Origin of the sequence: Sphingobium boeckii (assembly GCF_014199215.1) — a bacterium.
In the GTDB taxonomy this organism is placed as follows: Bacteria; Pseudomonadota; Alphaproteobacteria; order Sphingomonadales; family Sphingomonadaceae; genus Sphingobium_A; species Sphingobium_A boeckii.
The window spans coordinates 193,201-207,079 of the sequence record NZ_JACIJC010000005.1 but is presented as its reverse complement, the minus strand read 5'-3'; the positions used below and the strand labels follow the sequence as shown (position 1 = coordinate 207,079).

Here is a 13,879-nt window from a genome sequence, read left to right as displayed (position 1 = left end):
ATTCCCTTCCATCCGCAGCGCGCGCCTTCCTGTCGTCGCGTCCGCACAACGCCTTGTCATGTTGCCGGTGCACTCTGATTGACCCTGCCGTCAACCATGACTCTAAGCAATCCCATGCAAGCGGGGGCAGATATGCTGGATATCACGGGTGCGCTGAGCGCGCTCGATTGGTGGCAAAGCGCGGGGGTCGATACCCCGATCGCCGAGGAGCCGCGCAACTGGCTTGCCGAACACCGCGTCACCGCCGCTACGGCGCCCGCAATTTCTGTCGCAGCCGCTCCGGCCGCGCTCCCCAATACGCTTGCCGGTTTTCACCAGTGGATCGCGGAAGCGCCCGATATGGCGGATGGATCGCGCCAGGGCCGCCGCATCCTGCCTTCAGGCGATGCGATCAGCGGGATCATGGTGATGATCGACATGCCGGAGCCGGCCGATGGTGCCGCGGGATCGCTGCTGTCCGATGATTCGGGCCGGCTGTTCGATAAGATGCTCGCCGCGATCGGGCGCGATCGCGCCTCGGTCTATTTCGCGTCGCTCTGTTTCGAACGCCCCATCGGCGGCCAGACCAACCCGGCAGCGATCGTGCGGATGGGCGAAATCGCCCGCCATCACATCGCTCTGGCCGCGCCGAAACGCTTACTTTTGATGGGTCAGGCGGTCAGTCGTGCCATTCTCGGGACGGAACTCATCTCCGCGCGTGGAAAGTTACACGGGGTTAACCATGATGGTGCCAAGACGGAGGCTGTCGCGACATTTGCGCCGCGCTTCCTGATTCAGAGCCCCGCCCGCAAGGCGGACGCCTGGCGGGATCTGCGATTGCTGATCGGGGGTATCGAGTTTTGAAGTTGAGGTTCGCGCTTGCCTGTGCGCTGATCGCACTGCCCGTGATTCCGGCCGTTGCGGCCAATGAAGACCTGTCCTCCGTCCGCAAGGGCGAGGCGAAATCCGCCAACACCGCTTTGCCGCGCCAGCTTTCGGGCGAAGAGCGCGATGCCTATCGCGCGGTGTTCGCGGCGATCCGGGCCAAGGCCTGGGCCGAGGCGGCCAAGAAGCTGGACGATATGAAACAGGGGCCGCTGCATGATGTGGCGCGTTCCGAACTCTATCTGGCCAAGGGGTCGCCCAAGGTGGAAACGCCAGCGCTGATGACGCTGCTCGTCAGCGCCCCCGAACTGCCCGAGGCCGACAAGATCGCCGCCATCGCCAGAAAGCGCGGCGCAATCGAGATTCCCAGTTTCCCTCAGGAACAGCGCATGATCTGGCTGGGCGGCAAGCCGAGCCGGGCGCGCACCGCAACCACCAAGGGCGACACCGCCGGCGCGGCGCTGGGCGCGAAGATCATGCCGCTGATCAAGGCGAACGATCCGATCGCCGCCGAATTGCTGCTGACCGGCGCCGAAACCACGCTCACGCCCGAAGCCCTGACCGAATGGCAGCAGAAGATCGCCTGGGCGCATTATCAGGCGGGCAATGACGCCGCCTGCCGCGCGATCGCCGCCAAGGCGCAAAGCGGCACGGGCGAATGGTCCTCTCAGGCCGATTGGATCATGGGTCTCGCCTCATGGCGGCAGCGCGACTATCGCGCCGCGCAGCAGGCGTTCGAGACGGTATCGCGCCGCGCGCCAGACGAAGACATGCGCGCGGCCGGGCTCTATTGGGCGGCGCGCGCCGACATGGCGCTGGGCGAACCGCAAAAGGTGCAGCCGCGTCTCCGCATCGCATCGAAGATGGACGACACGTTCTACGGGATGCTGGCGGGCGAAATGCTCGGCATCCGCGCCGCGCGCGCGATGGATGGTGATCGGGGCGGCGCAGACTGGAAACGGCTTTCGTCCCGCCCCAATGTCCGCGCCGCGGTCGCGCTGACCGAGATTGGCGAATATGCCCTGGCGAACGATCTGCTGCGGCATCAGGCGCGGATCGGGTCGCGCGAGGATCATGGCGCGCTGCTCGGCGTGGCGAGCAGGCTCAGCTTGCCCGAAACCCAGATATGGCTGGCGCATAACGGCCCCAATGGCGCGAAAGTGGCCAACAGTCAGCATTATCCCGCACCGGCCTGGACGCCGGATGGCGGCTGGCGCGTCGATAAGTCGCTCGTTTTCGCCCATGCACTGCAGGAATCGAACTTCCGCCGCGATGTGGTGAGCCCCGCCGGTGCTTATGGCCTGATGCAGATCATGCCCGGCACCGCGCAATTGATTGCGCGCCGCAAGGGCGAAACCTATTCCAAGGCGCGGCTGACCGAGCCCTCCACCAATATCGAATATGGCCAGAGCTATCTGGAGCAGATGCGCGATTTCTCCGCCACGGAGGGGCTGCTGCCCAAGGTGATCGCCGCGTATAACGCCGGCCCCGGCTCGGTAAAGAAATGGAATGAGCTTGGCATCGATCGCGCTGATCCCTTGCTCTACATCGAATCCATCCCGTTCTGGGAGACGCGCGGCTACGTCACGATCGTGCTGCGCAATTACTGGATGTATCAGCGCAACGCCGGCCAGCCCGCGCCCAGCCTCGCCGCCATGTCCCAGGGCATGTGGCCGCGCTTTCCCGGGATGAGCGGTGCCAGTGCGGTCCGCATGGACAATAGCGGCAAGATCGCCAGTGCCGATTGACAGCCATGCCGATTGACGAAAGTCGCGTCTTCCTGCCCGTCAGGATCGCGACGCTCACGATTTCCGACACGCGCAGCCGCGCCGACGACACCTCCGGCGACATATTGGCGGGTCGCGTTGAAGCGGCGGGCCACATCCTGGCTGATCGTGCAATCGTGCATGACGATATCGACGAGATCGTGGCGCGGCTTCATGCCTGGGTCGATGATCCCGAGGTGGATTGCATCATCACCACGGGCGGCACTGGCGTGACCGGACGCGATGTGACCCCCGAAGCGCTTCACCGGCTTGGTGGCAAGGATATTCCCGGCTTCGGCGAACTGTTCCGCTGGTTGAGCTTCGCCAAGATCGGCACTTCCACCATTCAGTCTCGCGCCTGCGCCAGTGTGACCCGCGGCACCTATATCTTCGCTTTGCCCGGATCGACTGGGGCGGTGAAGGATGGGTGGGACGACATTCTCGCCAGCCAGCTCGATAGCCGCCACACACCCTGCAATTTCGTCGAGCTCATGCCCCGCCTAATGGAACGTTGAGCCAGATCACGGCTCCAGATTCTCGTCGAAGAAATCGCCAAGCTCGTCCATCATCGAATTCCACCAGGCCACGGTATCCCTGAATTGGGTCTGGTTGAGGCCGCCCACGGTGGCGATATCATATTGCACGTAAAGCGCCTTGTCCGCGGCGATCCACATCTTGGCGAGGCGCTTGTCCCGGTTCCACTGATTGGCCAATTCGGTGGTATGTGCGTCGTCGGCGCTGAAACCGGCTTCGAACAGGACCGCCGCGCACGCTTTTTCAGCATCGTTGCAGTCTTTGAGATAGACGCCATATTCATAGCCGCCGGCCTCGCTTTTCACCGCGATTTTCCCGTCGCTTTGCTTTTCGACATCAGCCTCCAGCCCCGCCGCCTTCATGGCGTCGGCGATCGTCTGCGGGGCGCTGGCGCACACCATTCCCTGTCCGCAAGGCCCATCATCAGCCGCCCAGGCCGGCGTCGCGAAACCCAATGCTGCCGCTGTAAATATTTTCAAAATTCGCATCTGATCCCCCCATTTTCCGCGCAACAATCTGGCTGGACGCGGCGCACCCCGCAAGCGGTTTATTCCAGCGCTTTGAACGCCTTGTCCCATGCCGGATCACTGCCCTTCCAGACATAGGGAGCGGGTTGCGGCACATGCACCACCCGGATATCGGGCATCACCGGCTGATCAGCGATCTCTGAATCCGCCAGGATCGCCAGCCTGAAGCCGGGTTTGAACCATTGGCCGAGCACCGCAAAGATCGCGCCGGCCTGGATTGGATCGAAGGCCTCGACCTGACGCATGAACACGCACTCCCTGCCGCCCGGCAATGTCAAAAACCGCTGCGCCAGATGCGCATATTTCGCCTGCACGCCCGCCAGCCGCACGTCGATCCGCGCGTCGAAAGGAAAATCGTGCAGCATTTCCACCCCGAACGCCGCATCTGTCACAGCGTGAAACCCCTCATGTTCGCCCTGCGACCGCAGATTATGGGGTGCGAGGAAACCACCGAAGCCACCCTTCAACAAGGCGATCAGCCCCTCATGCGGCGTGATCAGCCAATCGAAAAACTGCGCGGGACGCCCCGGCCCGGTCACCCGGTCGATCTGGTGCGCCGCCTGGCAATGGCGGCCGAGGCTGATGAAGCGGGTCACCGTGACAGGCTAGGCGATCGCGTATCTGATCGCAATTGTTCTTGATATGTTCTATCGCGGGGTGCACAAGACATCATGGATTCAAAGCTCCGCCCTGCGCGCGGCGCGACCGTCAATCGGACGAGCGACCGCTTCCATCTTCCCGCGCGGGAAGCCGATGGCGACTGGCTGGATGCGCGCGCCAGCGTGGACGGCGACGCGCCCAAATTGCGGACCATTGTCACGGTGGAAAAGCCGCGGACGATCATCACGCGCAATCAATCGCCCGACATCGCCTTCGATCGCTCGATCAATCCCTATCGCGGCTGCGAACATGGCTGCATCTATTGCTTCGCCCGGCCGACCCATGCCTATCTCGATCTCTCCCCCGGCCTGGATTTCGAGACCAAGCTGTTCGCCAAGCCCGATGGCCCCGTCCTGCTCCGCAAGGAATTGATGAAGCCCGGCTATGTCGTCGGCCCGATCGCAATGGGGACCAACACCGATCCCTATCAGCCGATCGAGAGCGAATGGCGGATCATGCGCCAATGCGTCGAGATTTTGAGCGAGACCGGCCATCCGCTGATGATCACCACCAAATCAGACCGCATTGTCCGTGACATGGATCTGCTGGCCCCCATGGCGGCGCGCGGACTGGTCGGCGTGATGATTTCGGTCATCTCGCTCGATCCGAAGATCGCGATGACGCTGGAGCCGCGCGCGCCCCGCCCAGCGCGCCGGATCGCGGCGATCAGGGCACTGAGCGATGCGGGGATACCGGTGACCGTCTCCATCTCGCCGATCATTCCCGCGATCACCGATCACGAGATGGAGCATATCCTTCAGGCGGCGGCCGAAGCGGGCGCGCTGAACGCCTCCTACATCCCGGTGCGGCTCCCTTTCGAAGTGGCCCCGCTATTCCGTGCCTGGCTCGATGCGCATTTCCCCGATCGCGCGGGCAAGGTGATGACGATCATCCGCGACATGCGCGGCGGGCGAGACAATGATCCGAATTTCCATTCGCGCATGAAATCCGAAGGCCCATGGGCCGATCTTCTGCGCACCCGTTTCCAGATCGCCTGTCGCAAATATGGGTTGCGCAAACGCGAATGGATGAAGCTGCGCACGGATCTGTTCGTGCCGCCCGAGGGCGATCAGATGCGGCTGTTGTAGTCCCCTCCCGTAAGCGGGAGAGGGATTAAGCCGTCTCGAAGCGGAAATCCTTATATTGCGCCCGCAATGCGGTCTTCAGCAATTTCCCCGTCGCCGTATGCGGCAGACTGCCGACGAACAATATCTCATCGGGCAGCCACCATTTGGCGACCTTGTCCGCCAGATGATCCCGCACGTCACCCGCGCTCACGGCAGCGCCCTCTTTCCGCACGATCAGCAGCAACGGCCGCTCGTCCCATTTGGGATGATGGATGCCGATCGCCGCCGCCTCAGCCACGCCGGGGCAGCCGACCGCGGCATTTTCCAATTCGACCGAGCTGATCCATTCGCCGCCGGATTTGATGACATCCTTGGACCGGTCCGTGATCTGCATCGTGCCGCAGGGATGAAGCACCGCGACATCGCCCGTATCGAACCAATTATCCGAGTCGATCGCATCCTCTTCCGCCTGGAAATAGCGCTTCACCACCCAGGGGCCACGGATCTGGAGCCGGCCGGCGCTGACCCCGTCGCGCGGCAGCGCGCGGCCTTCCTCGTCGATCACCCGCAGTTCGACGCCAAAAGGCGCCCGGCCCTGTTTGGAAATCTGATCGAGTTGCTCGTCGAAGCTCAGTGCGTCCCAATTGGGAAGGGGCGCACCCGACGTGCCCACGGGAGAGGTTTCGGTCATCCCCCAGAGATGCGCGACACGCACGCCCATCTTCATCAGCCGCGCGATCATCGCGCGCGGTGCCGCAGACCCGCCGATGCTGACCAGCTTCAGATATTGCGGCACTTCGCCCGTCGCATCCATATGCTGGAACATGGAAAGCCACACGGTCGGCACACCCGCGGAATGGGTGACCTTCTCCTGATTCATCAAGCGACAAAGCACCACGGGATCATTGACGGCGGCATAAACGAATTTGGACCCCGCCAATGCGCCGGCGAAGGGCAGACCCCATGAGGCTGCATGAAACATCGGCACGATCGGAAGCGATACGGATTTCGACGACAGATCGAACACATCGGGCGCGACCTCGGCCATGGCGTGGATCACCGTCGAGCGATGCGTATAGAGCACGCCCTTGGGATGGCCCGTGGTGCCGCTGGTGTAGCAGAGCATACACGGATCGCGCTCCGGCCCTTCGACCCAGGCATAATCACCGCTCTCGCGTGCGATCACCGCTTCGAAGCTCTCATCGCCCGCGCCATCGAAGCAGATATAATGATCGATATGCGTCCATTGCGGCTTCAACCGATCGACGATTGGCTGGAACGCCTTGTCATACAGCAGCACGCGATCTTCGGCATGATTGGCGATGAACACCAATTGCTCGTCGAACAGCCGCGGATTGATCGTGTGGATCACCCCGCCCATCCCGATCGCGCCATACCAGGCGACGAGATGCCGGCTGTGGTTCATCGCCAGCGTGCCGATCCGGTCGCCCGGCTTCATCCCCATCCGTTCCAGCGCCTGCGCCAGTTTGCGCGCATCGCGCGCGATCCCCGCCCAATCGGTCCGCGTCTCGCTGCCATCCGCCCAATAGGTCACGATCTCGCGCGGGCCATGTTCGCGCGCGGCGTGATCGATCAGGCGTGGCACCCGCAGCTCGAAATCCTGCATTCCGCCCAGCATCCGGCTCTCCATTTTTCGTTTTCGCAAGACTAGCGAAACCGATCGGATTTGCCAGCAGGATCAGGAGACCAGTCGAAGCCTTGGCGGTTCGGCGCTGCGCAGCGCCACGCTCAACACGCCAGGCAGCGCCTCGATCCGCGCCGCCAGTTCGGCGTCGAGCATATAATCCGCGCCCAGCCGCACCCAGGCCTCGTGCCCGTCGCCCATGTCCGCACGCAGCATGAGTTCACCGCGCCCGCCGCGCTGGCCGGACATCAGATCGGCCAGCCCCGCCAATGCGGAAGGATCAGCGATCGCCACCTCCAGCGTCAGCCGGACATTGCCGGCAAGCTGATCAAATGGCTGGCTGCGCTTCACCGTCACGCGCGGCGTTTCCTCGCCGGGCCGACGGTCCAGTTCCACGGTCAGCAACGCGCAATTCCCGTCCTTGGCTGCCTGCTCCAGATCGGCGGCTACGCTCTCCTCGAAACAGGTGGCGATGAACTGGCCCGAGGCATCCGAGCAGGTCGCCATCAGATAGCGGCGGCCACGCGCGGACGTCCGCCAGCGCGCATCCTCCACCAGCCCGGCCATCACCGCGCCAGTGCGGCTGCCATCGGCCGAGCCGGGTTGTGCACACAACGCTGCATAGCTGCGCGCGCCATGCGCATTGGCGAGATGCAGATAGCGGTCCACCGGATGGGCAGAGAAATAGAAGCCGAACGCTTCCTTTTCCTGCGCCATGCGATCCGCCAGAGACCAATGTGCGCTGGCGGGCAATTGGATCGAGGTCGCCTTGGCCTCGCCTTCGCCAAACAAACCATGCTGCCCGCTGTTGCGCGTTTCCGCCGCCTGGGACGCTACCGCGAGGATCGTCTCCACCACCGCAAAGACGCCCGCGCGATCGGGATCGACGCCATCGAAGGCGCCGCCACCGGCCAGGCTTTCCATCTGCCGTCGGTTGAGCAATTTGGGATCGACGCGGTTTGCGAGATCATCGAGCGACTGATAAGGACCATTGGCCGCGCGCTCCACGATCAGCGTCTCCATCGCCTTCTCGCCCACGCCCTTCAGCCCGGCGAGCGCATAGCGCACGGCCAGCCCCTCTTCCGTCTGCTCCACCGAATATTCGGCCTCGCTCGCATTGATGCAGGGCGGGAGATAGGGGACGTTCATGCGCCGCATATCCTCGACGAACACGCCGAGTTTGTCGGTCAGCGCCATATCGAAGCACATAGAAGCGGCGAAGAATTCGGGCGCATGATGCGCCTTCAGCCAAGCCGTCTGATAAGCGAGCAGCGCATAGGCCGCCGCGTGGCTCTTGTTGAAGCCATAGCCGGCAAACTTGTCGATCAAATCGAACAACTCATTGGCCTTGGGCGGCGCGATATCATTCGCCGCGCAGCCTTCGACGAAACGGGCGCGCTGCGCATCCATCTCCGCCTGGATCTTCTTGCCCATGGCGCGGCGCAGCAGATCGGCCTCGCCCAGCGAATAGCCCGCCAGAATCTGCGCGGCCTGCATCACCTGTTCCTGATAGACGAAGATTCCATAGGTCTCCTCCAGAATGCCGGAGAGCAGATGGTGCGGATATTCGATCGCCTCGCGCCCGTTCTTGCGCGCGCCGAACATCGGAATATTATCCATAGGGCCAGGGCGATAGAGCGAGACGAGCGCGATGATGTCGCCGAAATTGGACGGTCTCACTGCCGCCAGCGTGCGCCGCATCCCTTCGGATTCGAGCTGGAACACGCCGACCGTGTCGCCCTTCTGCAGCAATTTATAAACGCCCTCATCATCCCATTCGAGCGCCTCCAGATCGATCGTCACCCCGCGCTTGGCGAGCAACTGCACCGCCTTTTGCAACACGGAGAGCGTCTTCAATCCGAGGAAATCGAACTTTACCAGACCGGCACCCTCGACATATTTCATGTCGAACTGGGTGACGGGCATGTCCGAGCGCGGATCGCGATAGAGCGGCACCAATTGCGCCAGCGGCCGATCCCCGATGACCACGCCCGCAGCATGGGTAGAGCTGTGCCGCGGCAGGCCTTCCAGTTTCATCGCCAGATCGACGAGCCGTTTCACCTGGCGGTCATTCTCATATTCGTGACGAAATTCGGCGACCCCGCCCTTTTCCATGGTGCGGTGAAGCGTCCAGGGATCGGTCGGATGATTGGGCACCAGCTTCGCCAGCCGATCAACCTGGCCATAGCTCATCTGCAATACGCGGCCCGTATCCTTCAGCACCGCGCGCGCCTTCAGCCGCCCGAAGGTGATGATCTGCGCCACATGATCGCGGCCGTATTTCTGCTGGACGTAACGGATCACCTCTTCGCGCCGCGTTTCACAGAAATCGATATCGAAATCCGGCATCGAGACGCGTTCGGGATTGAGGAAGCGTTCGAACAGCAGCCCGAGCTTCATCGGATCGAGATCGGTGATCGTCAGTGACCATGCCACCACCGAGCCCGCGCCCGAACCACGCCCCGGCCCCACGGGAATGTCGTTATCCTTGGCCCATTTGATGAAGTCCGCCACGATCAGGAAATAGCCGGGAAAACCCATCTGGATGATTACGTTCAGCTCGAAATCGAGCCGCTCGAAATATTCAGCATATCGTTCTGCGAGCAAGCCAGCGCCCTCCCGCGGGTGCATCCCGTCGATCTTCTCCAGCCGCCTGATCAGTCCGGCGTGCGCGTCCACCCTGAGCTTGGCCGATTCCGCGTCGCGGTCGCCCGCCAGGCTGGGCAGGATCGGATCGCGCTTGGGGGCCATCACCGCGCAGCGCTGCGCCACCACCATCGTGTTCGCCAACGCCTCGGGCAGATCGTCGAACAGCAGTTTCATGTCCTTGGCGGGTTTCATCCACGCGTCGGGTGAGCTTTTCCTGCGGTCTTCGCTTTCCACATAGGATGATCCCGCGATGCACAGCATCACATCATGCGCGGGGTGGAAGCTCTCTTCGGAATAGCAGCAGGGATTGGTCGCCACCAACGGCAGATTGCGCGCATAGGCCAGATCGAGCAGATGCGGTTCGGCACGGCCCTCGATCTCGTCCAGCCGCCGGACGATCTCGATATAGAGCCGATCGGGAAACAGTGTCTGCAGCCGATCGCAATAATCTTGCGCGCGATCGATCTGTTCCTCGGCGAACATCCGCGCAAGCCCGCCTTCATTGCCGGCGGTCAGCGCAATCAGCCCATCCGTCTGCCCTTGGAGAGCGTCGAAGGTGACATGCGCCTGCTGCTCCACCGGCCGATCGAGATGCGCGGCGGACACCAGAGCACATAGATTGCCATAGCCGGTCTCGTCCTGCGCATAGAGCGCGATCCAGTCATAGACGGGTTCCACGCCCTCGGGCATCCCCGGCCGCTGCACGCTCAGCATCGTGCCGATGATCGGCTGAATCCCCGCATCCTTGCACGCATCTGAAAATGCCATGGCGGCGTAGAGGCCGTTGCGATCGGTCAGCCCGGCCGCCGGAAAACCCAGTTCGCGCGCGCGCTTGGCAATCGCCTTCGGCTCGATCGCGCCATCGAGCATGGTGAAGGACGAAAAGATGCGGAGGGGAACGAAGGAGGCGTGCGGCATGGCTCACCCTAAGACCCGCGGAGCGATTCGGGAAACCCTTAACGGCGCCTACAGCAGCGCTTCGATATCCTTCGCCAGATCCCCCGGCTTGGTTGTCGGTGCATAGCGCTCCACCACCTTGCCCGCGCGATCGACAAGGAATTTGGTGAAATTCCATTTGATCCCGGTGGTGCCGAGCACACCCGGCTGAGCCGATTTGAGATAATCGAACAGCGGCGCAGCGCCCGTTCCGTTGACCTCGACCTTGTCGAACAACGGAAAGGTCACGTCATAGGTCAGCGAACAGAAGCTGGCGATCTCTTGCGCGTCACCGGGTTCCTGCGCACCAAACTGGTTGCACGGAAAGGCGAGGATCTCGAAACCGCGGTCCCTATATTGGCGATACAGCGCCTCCAGCCCCTCATATTGCGGTGTAAACCCGCATTTGGAGGCCACATTGACGATCAGCAGAACCTTGCCTGCATAATCCGCCATGTGCTTTTCCGCCCCGTCTGGCAGCTTTACCGCATAATCAGTGACCGCCATCTCATCCTCCCATCACGCCGGATCCTTTGGCGATCCACCGTATAAACACACCGAATGCACAGGAGTTCGCTTCCCTGATTCCGCGGCACATGCGAATAGCCTGCCATGCCAGCGTCCAACAGTCTCCGGGATTCGCGTTTCATGAGAATTATCCGCCGGATCGCTTTGGGAATGTTTTTGATCCTGACGGTTTCGATCCTGCTCACGGTCAGTTTCAGCCCCAATGTTCCCGCCCGAAGCGCGCCGACCGCCGAACAGGTGCGCAACGGCAAAATGGCAGCGATGCAATTGCGCGATCTCCGCGCGGCCACCGCAACCGGCCCCACGCAGGTGCGCTTTGATAACGATGCGCTGGATGGCATGATGGCGCTCGCCGCCAATGCGTTGAAGATGGACCGGATCAACGCCACGGTGAAGGACGGCCTATTCACCGGCGAAATGAGCATTCCCTTCCCGCTTGGTGCCTGGATCAACGTCCGCGCGGACATCGCGGGTGAAAGCCGGGGCTTTCCGGCGCTGCGGCTGAAGATCGGTCGCCTGCCTTTGCCGCCATCGGTCTCGCGCCCCTTTGCCGAGCTTATTCGCCAGATTCTCCGGCTGCGCGGTGCCGATGTGCCGCCGCTCGATAGCGTGGTACGCAAGACTGCGGTAAAAAAAGATGTGCTCGAAGCCGAACTCCCGCCGTCTAGGGGCGATACGCTGTTGCGCCAGTTTGCCGGCCTGAAGACCGGCCCGGTCAGCGGAAAGACAGTGGCGAAAATCTATTGCGCGCTCACCCAGGCGCAAAAACGCCAACCAGAAAGCAATTTCACCGTCCAATTGCGGCGAGCGTTTACTGTGGCCCAATATGCCGGAACCGAACCGCCGGAGCAGATCAATCGCGCAGCCTTCGTCGCGCTCGCGATGTTCGTGGTGGACGAGCGCGCGGGCGAACTGGCCGGCGGCGCGGTGAAGGAAAGCGCATCCTGCCGCCAGCCCGCGCCATTGCTGCTGCTGGAGGGACGCAGCGATCTGCCGCAACATTGGTCGCTCTCGGCCGCGATGGGCGCCATGCTGGGCAATGACATCTCCAAAGCGATGGGCGAATGGAAGGAACTGTCGGACAGCCTGCCCTCCGGCTCAGGCTTCTCCTTTGCCGATCTGGCAGCAGACCGTTCAGGCCTGCGTATGGCGCGCCTGGCGTCCGATCCGGATCAGGCGGTCCGCATCCGCACCGCGCTGCAAACCGCCTCCTCCGCCCAAATCCTCCCGCCCGAAGTGCTCGCGCTGGAGGAAGGCCTGAGCGAAAAGGCGTTCACCGATCACTATCAGACGATCGAGACCCGGAAATATCAGGCTGCGCTGGCGCGGATCGACGCGATGCTTGACCGGGTGGGGATACGCTGAGCCCCGTGGCCAGCGCGCCCGCCGCCAGAAGCGCTGGATAGAAGAGGAACGAGTTGAGCAGCGCATCCCCCACCGCCATCAGGACGATGGTCGCCAAAGGCAGGGCGATCGGGTTTGCGCCTGCCTTGTAACGATAGCTCGCGAGCGCTTTCACCGCGGGCCAAAGCAGCGTGCCAAAAGCCAGAAACAAGCCAATCAGGCCGAATTGGCCCAAGATTTGGAAGGCCAAGCCCCACGGCCGTCGTCCATTGACCCGCCACCAATCCCAATGCCCTGAACCCGCCACAGGATGCTGCGCGATCAGGGCAATGGCCTCCTGATCCCGTGCGACCCGATAGGTGAAGGAGGAGCGCCCGGTCGATCGCACCGCATCGACCATCTGACGCCCTACCGCCGTTTCCATCGCGATGGCACGCAGCGGCAACGCGCCCGAAATATACGCCACCCCGCCCACCGCGCAGACAAGCCCCGTGGCGATCAGAATATTGCGGAAATGAAAGCGCCCGGCGGCAAACACGGTGATCAGCCCCCCGATCATCCAGATGATCGCACCCGCCGACTGGGCGATGACGGTCATCATGATGCCCAGCGCCGCTACGCCCGCCTGCCGCCCTCGCATCCGCCGATCCGGAGCGCTGTGCCACAACCACACCGCGGCCAGCGCCGACATGGCGATCCAGATGCCATAATGATTGCCATGTTCGAAAAAGGCGAGCGGCCTGAATCCGATGTAACGGATATGGCCTTCGTAGCGATAGGGATGCGGTTCATAGACCAGATCGTAGACGATCGGTCCGGCCACGCCTTCGATCAGCGCCATTGGCAACAGAATCAGCAAGCCGATCGCCAGAGCAGCAAACAGGTCCGTTGCCCCCTTTCCCGCCAGATACACGCGCCCCAACAGCCAGGGCGCACCCCAAGTGCCCGCGAGGTAGAGCGCGGAGATGACGGGCGCGGAATCCTGATCGGCGACGAACGCCGATTGCCCTAAAGGCCAGAGACACCAAAGCGCGACAGGCAAATCCATCGTCGTCGGACGCCATAGTTTCATCGTCCCCCAATCCCGCGTGAGCGCCAGTGTCAGTGCGACAACAGGCGGCCACCACATTTTGGTAAGCAGCATATCCGTGGGCACCGCAGCGCCCACGATCCAGTCCGGAAAATTCGTCGCTGTTGAGCCGGCTGGAAAATGACCGACGGGCAGCAATATCCAGCCCGATATGCAGACGGCGATCACCGCCCGACCGGGCGGCAGCGCAAAGAATAGGGCGATGGCGATCAGCGCGAAGCCGGCAAATACAGCCTCGATCACAGGCCATTTCGCTTTCCTGTTGGACG

General features: G+C 62.7%; 11 protein-coding genes. 5 read left to right on the top strand and 6 right to left on the bottom strand.

All coding sequences use genetic code 11. The annotated features are described in order from the left end of the window. Positions 1–114: 114 nt before the first annotated feature. Genes FHS49_RS15540 through moaB form a run of 3 tightly spaced genes read left to right on the top strand, consistent with a single transcriptional unit; the run spans position 115 to position 3,145 of the window. The gene (locus FHS49_RS15540) at positions 115–843 is read left to right on the top strand and encodes a uracil-DNA glycosylase family protein (protein WP_246350833.1); all 729 of its coding nucleotides are present in this window, start codon (positions 115–117) and stop codon (positions 841–843) included. A 2-nt stretch (positions 844–845) separates the two neighbouring features. Then, on the top strand, positions 846–2,612 hold the full coding sequence (locus FHS49_RS15535) for a lytic transglycosylase domain-containing protein (RefSeq protein ID WP_184020292.1): 1,767 nt from the start codon (positions 846–848) through the stop codon (positions 2,610–2,612). A 5-nt stretch (positions 2,613–2,617) separates the two neighbouring features. Beyond that, positions 2,618–3,145 carry a molybdenum cofactor biosynthesis protein B gene (gene moaB / locus FHS49_RS15530; RefSeq protein ID WP_184020290.1) on the top strand — a complete coding sequence of 176 codons (528 nt, stop codon included), beginning with the start codon at positions 2,618–2,620 and terminating at the stop codon, positions 3,143–3,145. A gap of 6 nt (positions 3,146–3,151) precedes the next feature. On the opposite strand, the gene FHS49_RS15525 is transcribed toward moaB, so the two are convergent. Further along, positions 3,152–3,643, bottom strand: coding sequence for a YbjN domain-containing protein (locus tag FHS49_RS15525; protein WP_184020288.1), 492 nt, complete (start codon positions 3,641–3,643; stop codon positions 3,152–3,154). A 68-nt stretch (positions 3,644–3,711) separates the two neighbouring features. Continuing rightward, complete coding sequence (locus FHS49_RS15520; protein ID WP_184020287.1) at positions 3,712–4,287, bottom strand: DUF1796 family putative cysteine peptidase; 576 nt, start codon at positions 4,285–4,287, stop codon at positions 3,712–3,714. A 75-nt stretch (positions 4,288–4,362) separates the two neighbouring features. Between FHS49_RS15520 and FHS49_RS15515 the strand changes: the two genes are divergently transcribed. Further along, positions 4,363–5,439 carry a PA0069 family radical SAM protein gene (locus tag FHS49_RS15515; protein WP_184020285.1) on the top strand — a complete coding sequence of 359 codons (1,077 nt, stop codon included), beginning with the start codon at positions 4,363–4,365 and terminating at the stop codon, positions 5,437–5,439. A gap of 25 nt (positions 5,440–5,464) precedes the next feature. Here the strand turns inward: FHS49_RS15515 and FHS49_RS15510 are convergent, their stop codons facing one another. The 3 genes from FHS49_RS15510 to FHS49_RS15500 are packed head-to-tail and all read right to left on the bottom strand — an operon-like array spanning position 5,465 to position 11,155. Next, entirely contained in the window at positions 5,465–7,069 is a 1,605-nt protein-coding gene (locus FHS49_RS15510) for a long-chain fatty acid--CoA ligase (protein WP_246350832.1), read from the bottom strand. Positions 7,070–7,117: 48 nt separating this feature from the next. After that, positions 7,118–10,630, bottom strand: coding sequence for a DNA polymerase III subunit alpha (dnaE, locus tag FHS49_RS15505; protein WP_184020283.1), 3,513 nt, complete (start codon positions 10,628–10,630; stop codon positions 7,118–7,120). Positions 10,631–10,678: 48 nt separating this feature from the next. After that, positions 10,679–11,155 carry a glutathione peroxidase gene (locus FHS49_RS15500; RefSeq protein ID WP_184020281.1) on the bottom strand — a complete coding sequence of 159 codons (477 nt, stop codon included), beginning with the start codon at positions 11,153–11,155 and terminating at the stop codon, positions 10,679–10,681. A gap of 141 nt (positions 11,156–11,296) precedes the next feature. Here FHS49_RS15500 and FHS49_RS15495 point away from each other — a divergent pair, with 141 nt between their 5' ends. Further along, complete coding sequence (locus FHS49_RS15495) at positions 11,297–12,541, top strand: YfiM family lipoprotein (RefSeq protein ID WP_184020279.1); 1,245 nt, start codon at positions 11,297–11,299, stop codon at positions 12,539–12,541. Here FHS49_RS15495 and FHS49_RS15490 read toward each other — a convergent pair. Further along, positions 12,450–13,853, bottom strand: coding sequence for an O-antigen ligase family protein (locus tag FHS49_RS15490; protein ID WP_184020277.1), 1,404 nt, complete (start codon positions 13,851–13,853; stop codon positions 12,450–12,452). The genes FHS49_RS15495 and FHS49_RS15490 overlap by 92 nt on opposite strands. Positions 13,854–13,879: the final 26 nt, after the last annotated feature.